General features: G+C 60.8%; 17 protein-coding genes and 1 tRNA gene. 3 read left to right on the forward strand and 15 right to left on the reverse strand.

Annotated elements, in window-relative coordinates; genetic code table 11:
* Positions 1-67: 67 nt before the first annotated feature.
* The 3 genes from PSCI_RS23605 to PSCI_RS23615 all read right to left on the reverse strand — a co-directional run bounded on the left by PSCI_RS23605 (position 68) and on the right by PSCI_RS23615 (position 3262).
* Positions 68-1390, reverse strand: a complete 1323-nt coding sequence (locus PSCI_RS23605) for an RNA-guided endonuclease InsQ/TnpB family protein (protein ID WP_084710092.1) — start codon at positions 1388-1390, stop codon at positions 68-70.
* Between the two features lie 255 nt (positions 1391-1645).
* Positions 1646-2338, reverse strand: coding sequence for an alpha/beta fold hydrolase (locus tag PSCI_RS23610; RefSeq protein WP_331711510.1), 693 nt, complete (start codon positions 2336-2338; stop codon positions 1646-1648).
* A 330-nt stretch (positions 2339-2668) separates the two neighbouring features.
* Positions 2669-3262, reverse strand: coding sequence for an amino acid synthesis family protein (locus PSCI_RS23615; RefSeq protein WP_045491705.1), 594 nt, complete (start codon positions 3260-3262; stop codon positions 2669-2671).
* A gap of 234 nt (positions 3263-3496) precedes the next feature.
* On the opposite strand from PSCI_RS23615, the gene mapR reads away from it, so the two are divergent.
* Entirely contained in the window at positions 3497-4906 is a 1410-nt protein-coding gene (gene mapR / locus PSCI_RS23620; protein ID WP_045491707.1) for a GntR family transcriptional regulator MpaR, read from the forward strand.
* A gap of 9 nt (positions 4907-4915) precedes the next feature.
* Here mapR and PSCI_RS23625 read toward each other — a convergent pair whose 3' ends face one another.
* Both PSCI_RS23625 and PSCI_RS23630 read right to left on the reverse strand, forming a co-directional pair.
* On the reverse strand, positions 4916-5692 hold the full coding sequence (locus tag PSCI_RS23625) for a lipopolysaccharide biosynthesis protein (protein WP_231906491.1): 777 nt from the start codon (positions 5690-5692) through the stop codon (positions 4916-4918).
* A gap of 192 nt (positions 5693-5884) precedes the next feature.
* A complete protein-coding gene (locus PSCI_RS23630; RefSeq protein ID WP_045491709.1) occupies positions 5885-6799 on the reverse strand; it encodes a LysR family transcriptional regulator in 915 nt (304 codons plus the stop codon).
* Between the two features lie 121 nt (positions 6800-6920).
* Here PSCI_RS23630 and PSCI_RS23635 point away from each other — a divergent pair, with 121 nt between their 5' ends.
* A complete protein-coding gene (locus PSCI_RS23635; protein ID WP_045491711.1) occupies positions 6921-7799 on the forward strand; it encodes an MBL fold metallo-hydrolase in 879 nt (292 codons plus the stop codon).
* Between the two features lie 376 nt (positions 7800-8175).
* Here the strand turns inward: PSCI_RS23635 and PSCI_RS23640 are convergent, their stop codons facing one another.
* From PSCI_RS23640 to PSCI_RS23670, 7 genes are all read right to left on the reverse strand, one after another.
* Positions 8176-9204: a YVTN family beta-propeller repeat protein gene (locus tag PSCI_RS23640; protein WP_052483497.1), complete on the reverse strand. Its 1029-nt coding sequence runs from the start codon at positions 9202-9204 to the stop codon at positions 8176-8178.
* A gap of 123 nt (positions 9205-9327) precedes the next feature.
* Positions 9328-10389: an RNA-guided endonuclease InsQ/TnpB family protein gene (locus PSCI_RS23645; RefSeq protein ID WP_045491713.1), complete on the reverse strand. Its 1062-nt coding sequence runs from the start codon at positions 10387-10389 to the stop codon at positions 9328-9330.
* A 120-nt stretch (positions 10390-10509) separates the two neighbouring features.
* Entirely contained in the window at positions 10510-10992 is a 483-nt protein-coding gene (locus PSCI_RS23650) for a hydrolase (RefSeq protein WP_045491715.1), read from the reverse strand.
* Positions 10993-11027: 35 nt separating this feature from the next.
* Positions 11028-11351, reverse strand: a complete 324-nt coding sequence (locus tag PSCI_RS23655; RefSeq protein WP_045491717.1) for a YciI family protein — start codon at positions 11349-11351, stop codon at positions 11028-11030.
* Positions 11352-11386: 35 nt separating this feature from the next.
* Positions 11387-11809, reverse strand: coding sequence for a hypothetical protein (locus tag PSCI_RS23660; RefSeq protein WP_144403319.1), 423 nt, complete (start codon positions 11807-11809; stop codon positions 11387-11389).
* The gene (locus PSCI_RS23665; RefSeq protein ID WP_045491723.1) at positions 11806-12267 is read right to left on the reverse strand and encodes a metallophosphoesterase family protein; all 462 of its coding nucleotides are present in this window, start codon (positions 12265-12267) and stop codon (positions 11806-11808) included. The genes PSCI_RS23660 and PSCI_RS23665 overlap by 4 nt, the downstream gene beginning before the upstream one ends.
* A 19-nt stretch (positions 12268-12286) precedes the next feature.
* Entirely contained in the window at positions 12287-12685 is a 399-nt protein-coding gene (locus PSCI_RS23670) for a hypothetical protein (protein WP_144403320.1), read from the reverse strand.
* Between the two features lie 139 nt (positions 12686-12824).
* On the opposite strand from PSCI_RS23670, the gene PSCI_RS23675 reads away from it, so the two are divergent.
* Positions 12825-13322 carry a signal peptidase II gene (locus tag PSCI_RS23675; RefSeq protein ID WP_045491729.1) on the forward strand — a complete coding sequence of 166 codons (498 nt, stop codon included), beginning with the start codon at positions 12825-12827 and terminating at the stop codon, positions 13320-13322.
* Between the two features lies 1 nt (position 13323).
* Here the strand turns inward: PSCI_RS23675 and PSCI_RS23680 are convergent, their stop codons facing one another.
* The 3 genes from PSCI_RS23680 to PSCI_RS23690 form a co-directional block, all read right to left on the reverse strand.
* Entirely contained in the window at positions 13324-14862 is a 1539-nt protein-coding gene (locus PSCI_RS23680) for a sensor domain-containing diguanylate cyclase (protein ID WP_045491732.1), read from the reverse strand.
* Positions 14863-15032: 170 nt separating this feature from the next.
* Positions 15033-15107 (reverse strand) — tRNA-Gln (locus PSCI_RS23685).
* Positions 15108-15317: 210 nt separating this feature from the next.
* Positions 15318-16877 carry an alkaline phosphatase D family protein gene (locus PSCI_RS23690; RefSeq protein ID WP_045491735.1) on the reverse strand — a complete coding sequence of 520 codons (1560 nt, stop codon included), beginning with the start codon at positions 16875-16877 and terminating at the stop codon, positions 15318-15320.
* Positions 16878-16917 lie beyond the last annotated feature (40 nt).

Below are 16917 nucleotides of genomic sequence, written 5' to 3' on the forward strand. Positions count from 1 at the left end.
GGTGGGAGCGAGCTCTGCTCGCGAAGAGGCCAGTAAAAGCAATACATCTGCTACGAGTGGTGGCCGATTACCTGATCGAACTGTTCGAGTAGCGTGTATCGAACTCGATCCGGCCCATTAAGCGTTGACATCCTCCCCGGCCTGAAGGCCGGAGATTCCTACGGCGCTCAGGCGCGGCATCGGCCGCCCCCGAGTCGCTTCGGTGGGTTCCTGCTGCTGGCGCCATGACCTCTGCGCTCACTTCACAGGCTAACCGGGCGTGTCCCGCCCTTAGTACATTCATCGCGCCGACCACATCGGCGTTGCCTTCGAAACCACATCCCACGCACCCGAACAGCGCTTGCGTCTGGCGGTTGGCCGCCGACACATGGCCGCAACAGGGGCACGTGCGGCTGGTATTTTGCGGCGGCACGGCAATCAGCCAGCCGCCGCGCCACGCCAGCTTGTAGTCCAGCTGGCGGCGGAACTCGAACCAGCCCTGATCGAGGATGGCCCTGTTCAGGCCAGATTTGGCACGGACGTTTCTTCCCGGTGCCTCTGCCGTGCCTGCCGCCGACCTGGACATATTCCGTACCTGCAAGTCCTCGATACACACCATCGCGTGGTTTTGGCTGATCGTGGTCGAGCACTTGTGCAGGTAGTCGCGGCGGGCATTGCCGATGCGCGAGTGAATGCGCTGGACGCAGGCTTTCGCCTTCTTCCAGTTGCGGCTGAATTTGACCTTGCGGCTCATCGCCTGCTGCGCTTTGCACAGCGCGGTTTCATGGCGTTTGAAGCTGTTCAGGGGTGCGTAGAAGGAGCCATCCGAAAGCGTGGCGAAGCGGGCAATGCCCATGTCGATGCCGACTGCCGCCCCCTGTGCCGTGGGTTGCTCATCGACCTCGCGTTCGGTCTGGATGCTCACGAACCACTTGCCACACGACTGGCTCACGGTGATGTTCTTCACCGTGCCAGGCACCTCGCGGCTGTTGCGGTAGCGCAGCCAGCCCAGTTTTGGCAGAAACAGGCGGCTGTTGGTCTGGTCGAGCTTGATCTGTTTCGGGTCGGGATAGCGAAAACTGTCGCGCTGCCCCTTCTTCTTGAATCGGGGAAAATCGGCTCGCTTGGCGAAGAAGTTGGTGTAGGCCCGCTCCAGATCCTTGAGGCTCTGTTGCAATGGGTGAACAGGCGCATCGGCCAGCCATGCGGTTTGCGGGCTATGGCGCCACTCGGTCAGCAACTTGCAAAGGCCCGCATAGCCGAGCTTCTTCTCGCCTTGCTCGTGGCGCTCCTTCTGCAACGCCAGCGCCTTGTTGAAGACGAAGCGACAGGAGCCCGCAAAGCGGCGCATTTGCCGCTCCTGCTGGCCGTCTGGCATGAGTTCGTACTTGAAGGCTTGAAGTCGTTGCATGCTGCTCTAGAGCCATGAGCAATGAAGGCGACATTAGGCGCGGACGGCACGGTGTTTTCAAGGTGCATGCCCATGGGGTCTTTGTAACGAAATACCGCCGTATAAGGGCATCTGTGTCGCCATGTTACTTCGCCTCATCCTGTGGCGGTGCGTACACCGAACAGTTGCAGCAGCCCCCACTGCGACCGAGGACGGCTACGCCGTCCGCGCTATCCTTCCCCGCCCTGAACGGCGGGGCTTGTCGCGCCCCGATGGTCAATCAGCCAGCCACTCCTGCAGCAACTGCGTGGTGCGCTCAGGATGTTCCAGCGGCGGTAGATGCCCACACTCGGCAAGTGTCACCAACCGTGAGCCGGCGATTTGTTCATGGATGAACTGTGCCTCAGCCGGCGGAGTGATCTGGTCGTCCTCGCCCACGACCACCAGGGTCGGCACCTTAATGTGCGCCAGTAACCCTGAATAGTCGGCACGCTCGATGATCGCCTGCTGCTGGCGAATGAAGCCGTCGCGGCCAACCTGTTGCGCCATGTCCCTGACCTGTTGCGCGGCAGCTGTACCCAGACTGTTGCGGTGGATCAGCTTGGGCAGCAACTGCGGCGTGACGCCCTTGAAGGTGCCCATCTGCGCCAGCTCCAGCAAGCCGCGACGTACCCTGGCCCGGTCGGCACTGTCGGGCCGCGCCATGGTGTCAAACAATGCCAGGCGCACTACGCGCTGCGGCGCCTGGCGCAGAATCTCCATAGCCACATAACCGCCCATGGACAACGCCGCCAGGGCGAATTGCGGTGGCGCCGCTTGCAGCACCCGTGTGGCCATCGCCGCAACCGAAGTGTCTTGGGTCAGGTCGGGGATCTGCACATGGCGGTCGCGAGCGATCAGCGCCTGCTGCTGCGCCCACAGGCGGGCATCGTTGAGCAGGCCGGGGAGCATGACGAGAGGAAGAGTCAAAGGAGCAGTCCAGTCGGGCGAAGGGCCACAGTTTAAACCGCCTGTGCAACAGAGCAACCGTCTGGCCTGCCCTTTTCAGCGCCTTTGAGCAGGCACGCAGAAAAGACCCTTGATTGCTCAAGAGCCTTTTGCGCAATTGAATTGACGCGGCTTACAGCGGCGGCGGGATGGTCGCCAGCAAGCCAATCAAAATGGTCACAGCCAAGAACCCAAGCATGAAAAACGCCATCTTGCCCATCAGATTGCTCCCATAGCCCTAAAAGATCATGGGGCCATGATGCCGCAGCCACTGATCCGGTTACAGATTCAGAAACCTGAATAAAAACCGGATCAGATGGCCGACTGTTCTGCGGCCAGTTCCTGCTGGTCCAAGTAGCGGTTGCCGATCCGCGCATGGGGCCGGCCACCATCGGCGGCGCCCAGCACCACCACGATTTCGTCGGCGCGTGGCGCGTCGTCGATGCGCAACTCCAGGGTCAGATAGTGGGAGCGCAAGCCCTCATCGTCCTTGTGCATCATCGGCACCTGAATGGAGGTGCCCGCCCCGCCGCGCTTGTTGGTGAACACCAGGTAACTCTTGGCGTCCACCGCCTCACGAAAGTGATTGCCGAAGCGCAAGGTGTGGATCACCGCCGAGGCATGCTCGATTTCGCCCGCCTCCCCAACCACTGCGGCCTTGCCATAGGCCTCAATGCGCGCAGCACCACCGATGGCCTGGGCCAGTTGCGCAACGATCAGTTGCCCAAGGTCCGAACAATGCTCACGAATCTGCGGTTTGAAGTCCTCGACAAAGCCGCGACCGTGCCAGGGGTTAGTGATGATTGCCGCCACCGCGACCATGTTCAGTGGCGTCTGCACTGCTTTGCCACCTTCGATGAAGATCTGTTCTTTATACGTGACGAGTTTGCGGATCTGAAATGCCATGGAGCCTCCGATTTATGAACACCGTATTACGGTATACCAATGTTCTGTAATCCATAGGCACGGATAACAGGCTCAGATCCGGGCGTTTTTTGCAGAGCAGCGTCTTCAATGCCTCCGATTCAGCTTCATGCCAAACAAGTCATCTGATCCGTAAATAAATATCGAAAATGCATCTGGTGTCGTTTTTTTCCCGCAGGCATGCTGACGCCTCGATCCGCATGACACGACCTGCCCATGAAGCGCTACGAACAACTTGCCGAAGACATCGCCCAGATGATCCGCAACCGGACCCTCAAGGGCGGTGAGAAGCTGCCATCGGTGCGGGTCGCCAGCCAGCGCTTTGCGGTCAGCCCCTCAACCGTGTTCCAGGCCTATTACCGGCTTGAAGACCGCGGGCTGATCCAGGCGCGGGAGCGTTCGGGCTATTACGTGCGTGAACATGCCAGCCGCTCGCTGAGCGAACCGGCCATTCATCTGAGCCCTTCACTGGGCACCGAGGTGGATGTCAGCGAGCTGGTGTTTTCGGTGCTGGGCAGCTTGCAGGACCCGCAAACCGTGCCGTTTGGTTCGGCGTTTCCCAGCCCGGACCTGTTCCCCCTGCCGCGCCTGGCCCGCTCCATGGCCCACAGCGTGCGCGGGCTGCTGCCCCATGCGGTGATCGCCGACATGACCAGCGGCAACCAGGAACTGCGGCGCCAGATCGCGCTGCGCTACCTCAACAGCGGCGTGCACCCGGAACGCGAAGAACTGGTCATCACCAATGGCGCGATGGAAGCCCTGAGCCTGTGCCTGCAAACCGTGACCCAGCCGGGCGACCTGGTGGCTATCGAGGCTCCGGCGTTTTATGCCTGTTTGCAGATGCTCGAACGCCTCAAGCTCAAGGCCGTGGAAATACCGGTGCACCCGCGTGACGGCGTGGACCTTGAGCAACTGGCCGACCGCCTCGGGCAATTGCCGATCAAGGCCTGCTGGTTCATGAGCAGCCTGCAGAACCCGCTGGGCGCGAGCATGCCCGATGCCAACAAACAGGCGCTGTACGAGTTGCTCAAGACCCATCAGGTGCCGCTGATCGAAGACGATGTCTATGCCGAGCTGTATTACGGCAGCCGCGCGCCACGCCCGGTCAAGAGCCTGGACACCGAAGGCCTGGTGATGCACTGCGGTTCGTTTTCCAAATGCCTGGCACCGGGTTACCGGGTCGGCTGGGTGGCGGGCGGACGCTATGCGCAAAAAATCAGCCGCCTGAAACTGATGACCAGCATTTCGCCCTCGGTGCCCGCGCAAGCGGCCATTGCCGATTACCTGCAACACGGCGGTTTCGACCGGCACCTGCGCAAATTGCGCCATACCCTGGAGATGCAACAAGGCGCGATGCTCGCCTCGGCGGCCCGGCACTTTCCGGAACAAACCCGGGTCACCCGGCCAACCGGCGGATACTTTCTGTGGTTTGAGTTTCCCGAACGGGTCGACTCGCTGAAGCTTTACCAAATGGCGCTGGCGCAGGGCATCAGCATCGCGCCAGGGCCAATGTTCTCGGCGCAGCGCGGCTTCAGCCACTGTGCGCGGCTCAACCATGGCTACCCGTGGACCCCGCAGCGCGAAGCGGCGATGGGGGTACTGGGGCGGATTCTGCAGGCGTTCTGAGCTGATTTTTTATGCGTTGAGCATGCCTTCGACCTGCGCCAGGCTGACCTTGGGAATCACCCGCTCGGGGATTCGCGAGCGTGGCGACAGGTTGTACACCGCAAAGTCCTCGCCCACCACCTTGTCAGCCATGATCTGCAACGACGGCAAAATTCGCCGCTGAAAATGCTGGTCCAGGCCGCAGGGTGAATTGGCCGGATCGTTCGGGCTGGCCTCGTAAAAGCGCCCGGCCGACTGATCCAGATCCACGCCCACCAGAAAGACCTTGCGAAACCCCGAGTGATAGGCGATTTGCAGCGCCAGATACGCCACCGTGCGCGCATCAAAAAAGCCTTGCGACAGGTCCTTGCTGAACCCCAGCGAACGGGCACGGCGGCTCCAGAAAGCGCCGCTGCGCACCAGGTTGCGCTCGCGGCGCAGCAACGTACGCAACAGCGACGGCGGCCCGGCCTTCTTCAGAGGCAGGACTTTATCTGCCGACAGCGCAGGCAGGTCGTCCAGCAGCTCGTCCCATACAGCCAGGCGCTGGCTACGCTGAACGGCCTCGTTGAACAACTGCGGTTGCTGGCGTGGAAAATCCTTGTCGGTGCAGGCGTAACAGAAAGGTCGGATGCTGGTGCGGGCGAACATCGAGATCGCGCCGTTCATGGTAATCATCGGCACCTTGGCAAAACGCTCAATAGGAAAGTCCCGCGCCGATGGGCCGGAGGCGACGATAAATACGGCGTTGTGCTCGCCGCTGCCTGTGCTACGCCGTACAAGCGGGTGGTTGCTGGCCAATGGCACGATGCTGCTCCCTGGTCTGGCCGGATACCCGACGCTTCAAATCTGGCCGACAGGTATAAACGTCATTCTTTTCCGGGCAATCGCCGCTTGGTAGTGCTCTGCTACACAGCTGACACATTCGCTGATCTGCCTGCGCGACCGACCTCGTAGGAGCGGCTTTAGCCGCGAAAAGCTTCGCTGCTAAAGCCGCTCCTACGAATCAAGCGCAACCCGGTCCCAAGGTGCAACATCGCCGCCAAATCGCTCGGCCAGAAACTCGATAAGCAAGCGCAGCGGTAACGGCTGGTGGCGCCGCGACAGGTAGACGGCGTGGATATTCATGGTATCGAGTGCATAGTCGGGCAACACCACCTGCAGTGTGCCGCGGGCCAGCGCCTCGCCCACGTAATAGGTCGGCAGCATCGCAATCCCCGCACCCGCCAGTGCGGCGGCCAACACGATGGAGGTTTCGTTCGCCGTCAGGCTGCCTCGCGCTTGTACGACTGTCAGTTGCTCGCCCTTGCGCAGGTTGTAACTGGTCGCAAAGCCATGACTGTGCAGAATGCTTTTATGCGCCGCCAGATCCTCGGGGCTTAAAGGCGTACCGACCCGGGCCAGATAAGCCGGCGACGCGCACAGGACCGATCGGCAGACCGCCAGACGCCGAGCGACCAGTTCGTCATCGATGCGCTGGCTGAGGCGAATGGCCAGATCGATGCGGTCCTGGACCAGATCGACCGTCCTGTCGACCATCACCAGGTCAATCTCGACTTTGGGGTGCAGGGCCTGAAACTCCACCACCGCTGCGGTCAATTGCGCCTGCGCGAACGACGGCGCCGAGGTCAGCCGCAGCCGCCCCTGCACCTCGCCGGCCTGACTGGCTTGCGAAACAATGTCGCCGGCCAGGCTGACCATTTCCCGGCAGCTCTTGAGCGCCTGCTCACCGGCATCGGTCAAGGCCAACCTGCGCGTGGTGCGGTGTAGCAGACGCACGCCCAGCCAGGCTTCCAGCCCTTCAAGGTAGCGGCTGGTCATGGCCCTGGACATGTCCAAAGCCTCGGCGGCAGCGCTCATGCTGCCCCGCTCGACAATCTCTACAAACACCCGCATGGCGGTAAGACGATCCATTGATATGCTCGATCCGGTTGACAAACTATTGCCTGAAGCGAAGTTTATCTGCGCCTATTGAATCAATACAGTGCTCTCCACCCGCAGCAGCCGCTGCAATCCAGCTTGGAGAACACCTTTGATGACGATCCCGCGCCTTTTCACCCGTCTGGCTGCCGTCGCCGCACTCTCGCTGTCGGCCGCTGCGGCCGCTCAAGCCGACCCACTGGACCTCAAGGTCTACCATGCCGATGCCAACAGCTTTAACGTCAACGCCGTGCTGGTCACCGGCAAGACTGACGCGCTGCTGGTCGACACCGGTTTCACCCGCGCTGACGCGCTGCGCATCGCGGCCATGGTGCTCGACAGCGGCAAGACCCTGAAGACCATCTACATCAGCCAGCCTGACCCGGACTACTACTTCGGCATTGATATCCTCAAAGGCTACTTTCCGGATGCCCAAGTAGTTGCCACTGCGCCAACGATCAAAAAGATCGAGGCGACCCTGCCGACCAAGCTGAGCTTCTGGCCCGCGAAAATGGGCGCCAATGCCCCCGCACATGTCAGCCTGCCTGCCGTGCTTGAAGCCAACGCGCTGACGCTGGAAGGCCAGACCCTGGAAATCCGTGGCGCCGACGGCCGCCTGCCGCATCGCAGCTATGTGTGGATTCCCTCGATCAAAGCCGTGGTCGGCGGGGTCAATGTGTACGCCGGGCTGCATGCCTGGACCGCCGACGCTGCCAGCGCTGAAGACCGCGCGGCCTGGTCGGCCAAGCTTGCGGACATCGCCGCCCTGAAACCGGCCATCGTGGTGCCAGGGCACGCTGCACCGGGCGCCGCGCAGGACGTTTCGCAAGTGACCTACACCCAGCAGTACCTGCAACGCTGGGACACCGAACTGAAGAAAGCCAAAGACAGCGCCACGCTGATCAAGGCCATGCAAACCGCTTATCCCAATGCCGGGCTGGGCATCGCCCTGGATATCGGCGCCAAGGTCGCTACCGGCGAAATGAAGTGGTAAGGGAGCGCGCATCACGCGCCAGTCAGGCGTCAGCTCTTAATCGACGCTGCTGTATATCGATGGCAATCCCGCACACCCCTTGCCGGGCACCGGCGCGACGCTGGCAGAGCTTGATTCGCAGCTAGACGCAATACTGTTCTATTAAACCTGTGGGAGCTAGCTTGCCGGGGTGCCGGACCACAGCGAAGGCGGCGGCACATTCGCAGCAGATGCTGTGACTTTCCTGGCCCTTTCGTCGGAGTGCCGCCCAGACCAAGGTCGCTCCCCCAGAGATCTGTGGTGCTTATCTGAACAGTATTGCAGCTAGACGCGCATTCGGTGGGAGGCAGCTCAGTTGGCGAATCCAGTCCATTGCCCGGCCAATCCGCCCCTCGTGTCAATCGCGGATGATGGCCAGCGCATCGGGCTCCGGCCCGGCCTTCCAGCGCTGCTGAATAGTCCATGTAGCGGTGTCGATCACCGCCACATGGTCACCGCCACTGACCGCCACAAAGGCGCGCTTGCCATCGGGAGCAACAATCGCACCGATCGGCAATGCCGCTTCACCGAGCATGGTCTTGCGGTAGCTCACGCCCTCCTGGGCCAGGGCGATGCGCTTGATTTCCTTCTTCTGTGCTACATCAATAACCGACAGTTCAGCCGAACGCGCATTGGTGACCAGCGCGTGTTTGCCATCCGGGGTCATGACGATGCGGATCGGAAACTGGCCGGTCTTGATCCGCTCGGTGACCTTCAGACTCTGCGTATCAACAAACACCACTTCATCGGCTTCGCGGTTGCTGACCAGCACTTCGCGGCCATCCTTACTGATCGCAATACCTTCACTGCCTTTGCCGGTCTCGACGTCGGCGATCTTCTGGTACTGCTCAAGATCCACCACCGACAGGCTGCCGCCGTCAACATGGGTCACATAAGCACGGCTCGCATCCGGCGACAGCTCGACCATATGTGGCTTGCCACCGCCAATGGCGATGCGTTGCACCACCTCGCCCTGTTTCAGGTCCACCAGCAACAGGCGCTCGCTGCCCTCGGTGGTGACTGCAATGCGCTGGTTATCCGGCAGAAAGCGGATGCCGTGAGGAAAGGTGTTCTCGCCCAGGTCCACGGTGCGCTGCACCTTGCGCGTCGGCCAGTCGATCACCGTCAGGCTGTTGTTGGGCTTGCCCGGCGCACCGTAATTGCCAACCACAGCCAGTTTATTGTCACGCGACACGATGACCTCATGAGGACCGGTGCCCACCGGCAGACGCAACAGTTCCTTGCCATCGGCCATGCTCAGCGCCGAGACGCTGGCGCCGTCCTTGTTGCCGACCAACAGCACCTCGGCAGCCTGGGCCAGTGGCGCGCCCAGCAACAGGCCGGCCAGGCAGGCACGACGCAGGAATGGGGGGATTGAATGCAACATCGACAGTCTCCTTGCAGCAGTGAAATTCCATGATTGAAAAGCCGGATTTCGACTCGCTGCCTGCACTGTGAGTTCGCGACTAGAGCGTTTGCGGATGTTGCAGAGGTTGACATCCTCCCCGTCCTAAAGGGCTGGGATTCCCACAATTGGACGCTCATGCCCGAGCGCGAGAATGTTCTTTGCGGCGTTGACGTCGCGGTCGTGGGTGACACCGCACCCACAACAAGTCCATTCCCTTATTCCAAGCCCTGCGATACCTCTGGGCCTCGAGTCCGGCAATTGCTTGCAGCTCGAACAGGTTTGGGTGGTGTTTCTCTCGCTGACAACCTTGAAAACCGTGCCTGCGTGATCGCATTTGTATTCCAGCATGGTTTTCAATTGGCCCCAGCCGGCGTCCAGCACCGACTTGGCCATCCTGGTTTTCGCGAGTTTCAGTGAGTTCACATCGCCCACCACAATGACGCCACAACGCGCGACCAGCGCGTTGCTGAACTTGTGCAGGGCATCCTTGCGGCGGTTCGCAATTTTGGCGTGAATCGCCCGCACACGGGCCTTCTTGCCGGCGCGCTGGGCCGTGCCCAGCGACTTTTCAAGGTCTCGGTAGAAGCGTCCGCTTTCGAGCCTGTCACCGTCGCTGCAAGTGGCCGTGGTTTTCAACCCAAGGTCGATACCCACGGCATCCTGGCCCGGCGACAGCTGGCGGTCGACCTCGACCACGACGTTGAAATACCAGCGTCCACGGCTGTCCTCGTTGAAGCTACCGGATCTGAATTTAAAACCCGCCAGGCCGTAGCTGTCCCAGACCTTGAAGTGCTGTTTGTTAAAGACGACCTGGCCGTTTTTCCAGACAGCAGCGCCGGCCTTGAGGGGCACCCAGCCCAGGCTGCGCCGAGCACCGCCCGAGCAGCGCCAGCGGAGCTGGCGCTTTTTGAACTGCTTGCGCCGTGTGACATATTCGTCGGCAACAGCCTGCACCGATTGGCTGTGCAGTCCCAGGTCTTTGCCAGCCCCGTTGGTGTACTTGTGAATGTCGAACGCCGACAGAAAACGACCATGCTCACGAATCGAGCGACTACTCAACTCGTTTACGTAGTTCCACACAAAATTCACAGCACGAGAAGCTTCACGCAGTTGCGCTGCATGCTTGTCTCGCACTCGAATCTTGAGGGTTTTGGTCGCTTTCATTTCAGTCATGAAACACAGGATGGGGCGGTTTTATGGATGTTAACCCCTATGACCGCTTCGCGGTGGCGCTTTCATCCCCCACCTGAAGGAAGGGGCTTTTCGCGCCAGCTTGGTAAGCCCTCATTCTTCGAAAGCACGACGAAGTATGGCAACGACCTGCTCACGCCCTGGCCCGACAACCGGTGGTTTGGTCGGGTTCTCCCCAAACTCGCGCCAAATGAACAGAGTCAGTTCGGCACCGTCGGTCTTCGGGCTGGCAGCGGGAGGGTAATCGAACGCTCTGAGCGCCCGGTAGCGCTCATCCTTCCAGAACAGTTCTTCGACCCAGGCATAGACAGGGATGCAATGAAAATGAATAGGCCAGCCCGCCTCATGACCGTAACGGCTGATATACAACTGCTCAGGTTGCAACTCGCTCTGCATGATTCGCTGAACCTTGGCGAGCAGCACACCCAGTTCAGCCTGGGCGATCTCAGGCAAATCGCCCAAGGCACCTGCAGTTTTGGCACCGAGCATCAGATAGCCTGGCAGCGCAGAAGCCATGTGATGGTTGAGAACCCAGTGCCCGGTTTCAAAAATGATCAGGTGTTCAGGAATGTGCATCGCGGACCAGAAGGAGCTATGGGGTTGGCAGAATATCAGCAGTTGTTCGAGGGATGATGCCCAGCCGCATCGAACTGCCCCAGCCACCAGCGCAACCGCCAGGGTATGATTTGCACCTCGGCGCGAATGCCCGCTTTGGCGTAAGGATCTTCTGCCTCGAAGCGTTCAGCCTCTTGCCGGTTTTCGGTGTCGATCAACGAAGCACCGCCGATGATCCGGGTGCCAGTCTCATCCAGCAGCGCGCCGGATGACAGCAACTTGCGGCCATAGGTCGCCAGGTACTGGCGGTGCGCATCACGCACCTGCTCACGTGCCTGGTCCTTGCCCGGATGGTCATAAGCGATGATCAAGTACGGCATACCGTCCTCCATTTCGTTGCGGCTGATTCGCCCGCTCAGGCACTGCGCCTGTTACGGCCAGCGTTGAGCAGCAAGCCGGCCAGCCAGGCGGCCCCCAGCAGCGGCCAGAGCATGAACAACTGCCCGGTGATGACCAGCAGGACCACACTGCACAGTGTGCCGCTGAGCAAACCGGCCCAGGCCCATTTGGACCACCGCGGATACCCGAATGATTTTAAAAAATGATAGTAAAGCCGCCAGCCCGTTACGATGCCGAACCAGCCGCCACCGAGCAAAACCGCCAGCCCCACGCGGCGGAGCATGTCCTCGATAGACAGCACAGCCTCTTCAACGACAAAGGACACCAGCAGACCCAGCGCCAGCAGGCCATAGACCCCGGCCAACAGCGTCACCGGGAGCATGACCACAATGGCCACGACTCGCAGCATCAGCACGGTGAAAACCGAGCGTTGCCTCATGAAGCCAGCAACGCCACCAGCCGCGCCTCGATACCCGAATCCAACACCTCCAGCAGCGCCACGGTCACCGGCAATTTGAAGCGTCGCGGCCCGGCACTGCCGGGGTTAAGGAACAGCCGCTCGCCGCGCCAGTCAATCAAGGGTTTGTGCGAGTGGCCGGTGATGACCAGTTTTATCGCCGGATCAAGCGGCGCAGGCACATCAGCGATATCGTGAACCAGCAACACCTGCCACGGCCCCAGATCGAACAGTGATTGATCCGGCAGGTTCTGCGCCCAGGCAAAGTCCAGGTCGTTATTGCCGCGCACCACATGCAAGGGTGCGTTACGCGCCAGGTGTTCCAGCACTTCGGGCTTGCCGATATCCCCGGCGTGGATGATCCGCTCACAGCCCTGCAAGGCCGCCACGGCCTCGGGACGCAGCAGGCCGTGGGTATCGGAAATGACGCCGATTTTCATGGGTTCTCCATCATCAGGATCAACCGCGCCAGACCTCACGTTTGGCCAGGGCACACTTGAATTGCATATGGATCTCATCAGGCCATTCAAAGCTTGGCTGGTCAAGTTGGCGCATGGTGGCCTTGATGAAAGCCTGCCCTTCAACACCGGTGCGACACACCCAGTTCAGGCCAATCACACGGGTGACCTTGCCTTCGTCGTTCACGCTAATGCGGTAGTCAGCTTCAACATCGCCACCAAACTCGGCCTTGAGGCGCAGGTTGAGCCGCTCGACTGTTGCACGGTCGGGCAGGCTGTTCGAAAACTGCTGGTAGCCGGTGTACATTCTCCAGGGGTACGACCAGTCGAGCCGGGTCCCAACGGCAAACAGTGCCACCAGCACCAAAAGAGTCAGTAACAAGCGCGTCCTGCGAGGCATAACGAAGTCTCCATGACAAAGACCTGGGTGTATCGGCTTGCGGCAATGGGGCTTGAGCGCTTGCGGATTTCATGAACTGGCTGCAGAAACAGGCTATCTTCACGCCCTCTTCCATTGCTGACAGGCAGCGTCGCTCTCTATGCCATCCATCCTGAAAAAACCGGCTTTCGCCATTGTTGCAGGCATCCTGTTCGTGCTGTTCGACCAGTGGGTCAAACTTGTCGCCCTCGCCCGCCTGCCCTACGAGCACTTTCGCTACGGCTCCGACAGCCTATGGCTGGACGTCGCTCTGAGCCTGAATCCCGGCGCCTTTCTGAGCCTGGGCGCCAGGCTGCCGCCGATGCTCAAACAAGGCATTTTCATCGTCGGGGTGGGTGTGGTGGTGGCCTGGGCGCTCTGGTGGGCGTTGTCGCGCTGGCAGGCTGCACCTGCCAAAGCCGCAGCGGTGTACCTGATTGCTCTGGGCGGTGCTTCAAACCTGTTCGACCGCGCCTGGCGCAACGGCCATGTGGTGGATTACCTGGTGCTGAACGTTGGCAGCCTGCATACCGGCGTGTTCAATATTGCCGACATGGCCATTATGGCCGGTGCGTTTTATCTGCTATTTGCAGGTTTCGGCAAACCCCGTACAGCCTGAGTCAGGAAACCCGGTACACCCTGGGCCCAGCCTGGCAGACCCGGTTTCTGCCCTGCTGCTTGGCCTGGTACAGCAACTGATCGGCGCTGGCCAGCAACTGGGCAGCGTTACTGGCCTGAAGACTGTCGCTGCTGACCACACCGGCACTGATCGACACATGGCCGAGCGGGCTGGCAGCGTGTTCCAGGCAGTCGGCAGCAATCGCTGCGCGAACCCGCTCGGCGACAGCAGCGGCATCGGCCAGTGCGCTGCCGGGCAGCAGGATCACAAACTCTTCACCGCCGTAACGCGCGGCCATATGATCGGGGCGTTCAAGGTTGTCACGCAGCAGGCGGGCGACCCGTTTCAGGCACTCATCGCCTTGCAGATGGCCGTAGCGATCGTTGTACTGCTTGAACCAGTCGATATCCAGCAGGATGACACCCAGCGGCAGCCGGTTGATCCTGGCATGAGCCCACTCGCGCTCCAGCGCCAGGTCGAACGAGCGGCGGTTGGCAATGCTGGTCAGGCCGTCGGTGCGGGCAATCTGTTCCAGTTCACGGTGCGCAGCACTGAGGCTGTGCTCGGCACGCAACAGCCGCTGAATCTGTTGCCAGATCAGGTAGCCGAGCAAAGCCACTACCGTCACCATCAAACCGGTCAGGGCGAAGGAACGCCACACATAGTTCCACCACTGGGCGTACACCGCATCGAGCGACAGGCCCGCAGCCGTTACCAGCGGCAAGCCGGGAATACGCTGATAGGCATACAGCCGCTCGACCCCGTCAACCACGGAAGTGACCACGGCGCTGCCATGATCAGCCAGCGGCAAGTACCTGCTGAAGATCTCGCCCTTGGCGATATTGGTACTGATGATCTTTTCCAGCGTCGGGCGACGTGCCAGCAGGTCGCCATTTGCCAGGGCCAGGAAAATCACGCCCTTGCCATCAACGTCCAGCCGTTCAAAGAAGCTCTGGAAATACGCCACCGGCACAGTGGCCAGAACCACGCCGGCAAAGCTGCCATCGTCATGATTGAGGCGTCGGCTGATCGGTACGATCAGATCGCCTGTCGTGCGGCTGGCGACAATCGAGCCGATATGGACCGCCGCACTGGGGTTGTCCCGGTGCCAGATGAAGTAGTCGCGGTCGCTGTTGTTGCGGCTGCTCTGGGTCTGGGTGAACGAGTTGGCGATCCAGTTGCCGTGTTCATCGTAGATGAACAGCCCCTGCACGCCCTCCACATCCACCACGTTGCGGGCCATCAGTTGTGAAAGACGCAGCCGCTGCGGCGCACCCCAGCCATCGACCTCGATGCGTTCAGCAATGTTCTTCAGAGTGCTGTCAGCCTGGCGCACGGTGTCGGTAGCGTGTTGTTCGGCCGCCCGGACGATGTTGAACACCGCACTGCGGGCATTGGCCAGACGCTCATCCGCCGACTGTTTGACCTGCCAGAGCGTGGCCAATAGCAGCGAGACACAGACCAGGCAGATGAAGACCACGATCCACATCGACAGCGCTTTGGGCGTCAGGCGTCCAGACAGGAAGGCAGTTGGGTTCATAAATCGTCGTCAAAGTTCTGGCAGTTACGCTACGCACTGCAGGTTTCATACCCTGCGGCATCTGAACGAAAAAAAATCTGCGCACGCATACGGGCCTGTTGGCGGCTAATGTGCTGACGACTTCAAGAGCGATTATTTAGAGATTCGGCCCGGCTGAGCCTGAGAGAAAATGGCAGGGGCGGCTGGATTCGAACCAACGCATGGCAGGATCAAAACCTGCTGCCTTACCGCTTGGCGACGCCCCTGTAGCGACGAGTGCGAAACACTCTGCTGAAGATTCCTGCAAGCCTGTTTGGCGGGCTGTGCTGGAATGAGCGGCAATTTACCAACATTATTTACGTCTGTGAAGCCCTTTGTTTAAAAAAATTACTTTTAAAACAGCTGGTTACTGTTTAACCAGCTGTATGCACAGGCTTTCACAGGAATTTGGCCGCTGCAACCAGGCCAATCGCCCTTCAACTGACAGCGGGCGCCAGGGTCTTCTCGAACACCGCGACCCCGTCCAGATCCCTCAGGGTTACGGTCAGCGCGGCGCTTTGCCCGTCAATATTGACCTCCCCGAAAAACTGAAAGCCGGCAAACGGCGAGGTGTTCTGCGCTGGTGGGGCCTTGTGGAATACCAGTTCCGGGCCAAAGGTCTTGTCCAGCGGGTTGGGGCCGAAGCTGCCAGCGTTCAGGGGACCGGCGACAAACTCCCAGAACGGGTCGAAATCCTGGAACACCGCGCGCTCAGGCTGGTAATGGTGAGCCGCGCAGTAATGCACGTCGGCGGTCAGCCATACGCAATCGCGAACCTGCTGGGCCTTGAGAAAGCCAAGCAGCTCGGCGATTTCCAGCTCCCGTCCGGCCGGCGCACCGTCCTGCCCGTTGGCAATGGCTTCCCAGCGCGGTACGCCGGGGCTGACTTCGCCGTCCGGCACACCCAGCCCAATGGGCATGTCGGCCGCAATGATCTTCCACTGCGCTTTAGAGGCTTTGAGTTCGCGCTTGAGCCAGTCCAGTTGCTCGCGCCCTAAAAAAGCCGTGCCTGAGCCAGGCTTTTCACTCAGATTGGCGTCGTTGGCATCACGGTAACTGCGCATGTCCAGCACGAACACATCAAGCATCGGGCTATAGCCAATCTTGCGATACACCCGCCCGCCGTTGTCAGCCTGCTGCAGGCGCATCGGCGCGTATTCGAGAAACGCCTGACGACCGCGCGCCGCCAGCAGCTTGATGTCCTTGACCTTGTAGCGGTCATCGAGCTGCTTGCCCGGTGACCAGTTGTTGGTCACCTCATGATCGTCCCACTGCCAGATCTGCGGCACCTGGGCATTGAAGCGGCGCAGGTTTTCATCGATCAGGTTGTAACGATAATTGCCGCGGTACTCGTCGAGGGTCTCGGCCACCTTGCTTTTCGCCTCGGTGGTGATGTTGCGCCAGATCCGCCCGCCTTCGGTACTCAGTTGCGCCGGCACCGGACCGTCGGCGTAAATGGTGTCGCCGCTGTGAATAAAGAAATCCGGCAGACGCAGGCGCATCGCTTCATAGATACGCATGCCGCCGATGTCCGGGTTGATACCAAACCCCTGCCCCACCGTGTCGCCACTCCAGACAAAACGCAGGTTGCGCCGTTGCTGCGGGGTACTGCGCAAGTGGCCAAACTCCGGCTCGCTCAGCACACCGGACTGCGCATCCTCGAACTGCACGCGATAGAAGATCGCCTGATCGGCCGGCAATTCGCTCAGGTCGACCCTGGCGGTGAAGTCACTGCGCGCATCGGCCAGCGCCGAGACCAACCGGCGCGGGTTGCTGAACATGCTGCGGGTGTCCCATTCCACAATCAGCCGCGCAGGCCGGTCACAGCGACTCCAGACCACGGCACGGTCGCCGGAAATGTCGCCGGACTGCACGCCATCGGTGATCTTCGGTCGGTCCCGATTCGAAGCGATCACTGCCGGTGCCAGGCCCGGCAAGAGCAGACCGGCACCGGCCACTTGAATGATGCGACGGCGTGTGGGGTCGAACAGGGTCATGGAGAAGCCTCTTGCAGATGTGAGGCTTCACGCTAACAGC

Origin of the sequence: Pseudomonas sp. StFLB209, assembly GCF_000829415.1 — a bacterium.
Lineage (GTDB): Bacteria > Pseudomonadota > Gammaproteobacteria > Pseudomonadales > Pseudomonadaceae > Aquipseudomonas.

Coding starts and splice junctions, on each gene's coding strand:
- PSCI_RS23605 (WP_084710092.1), bottom strand. CDS start 1,390: ATGCAACGACTTCAAGCCTTCAAGTACGAACTCATGCCAGACGGCCAG.
- PSCI_RS23615 (WP_045491705.1), bottom strand. CDS start 3,262: ATGGCATTTCAGATCCGCAAACTCGTCACGTATAAAGAACAGATCTTC.
- mapR (WP_045491707.1), top strand. CDS start 3,497: ATGAAGCGCTACGAACAACTTGCCGAAGACATCGCCCAGATGATCCGC.
- PSCI_RS23630 (WP_045491709.1), bottom strand. CDS start 6,799: ATGGATCGTCTTACCGCCATGCGGGTGTTTGTAGAGATTGTCGAGCGG.
- PSCI_RS23635 (WP_045491711.1), top strand. CDS start 6,921: ATGACGATCCCGCGCCTTTTCACCCGTCTGGCTGCCGTCGCCGCACTC.
- PSCI_RS23640 (WP_052483497.1), bottom strand. CDS start 9,204: ATGTTGCATTCAATCCCCCCATTCCTGCGTCGTGCCTGCCTGGCCGGC.
- PSCI_RS23645 (WP_045491713.1), bottom strand. CDS start 10,389: ATGAAAGCGACCAAAACCCTCAAGATTCGAGTGCGAGACAAGCATGCA.
- PSCI_RS23650 (WP_045491715.1), bottom strand. CDS start 10,992: ATGCACATTCCTGAACACCTGATCATTTTTGAAACCGGGCACTGGGTT.
- PSCI_RS23655 (WP_045491717.1), bottom strand. CDS start 11,351: ATGCCGTACTTGATCATCGCTTATGACCATCCGGGCAAGGACCAGGCA.
- PSCI_RS23660 (WP_144403319.1), bottom strand. CDS start 11,809: ATGAGGCAACGCTCGGTTTTCACCGTGCTGATGCTGCGAGTCGTGGCC.
- PSCI_RS23665 (WP_045491723.1), bottom strand. CDS start 12,267: ATGAAAATCGGCGTCATTTCCGATACCCACGGCCTGCTGCGTCCCGAG.
- PSCI_RS23670 (WP_144403320.1), bottom strand. CDS start 12,685: ATGCCTCGCAGGACGCGCTTGTTACTGACTCTTTTGGTGCTGGTGGCA.
- PSCI_RS23675 (WP_045491729.1), top strand. CDS start 12,825: ATGCCATCCATCCTGAAAAAACCGGCTTTCGCCATTGTTGCAGGCATC.
- PSCI_RS23680 (WP_045491732.1), bottom strand. CDS start 14,862: ATGAACCCAACTGCCTTCCTGTCTGGACGCCTGACGCCCAAAGCGCTG.
- PSCI_RS23690 (WP_045491735.1), bottom strand. CDS start 16,877: ATGACCCTGTTCGACCCCACACGCCGTCGCATCATTCAAGTGGCCGGT.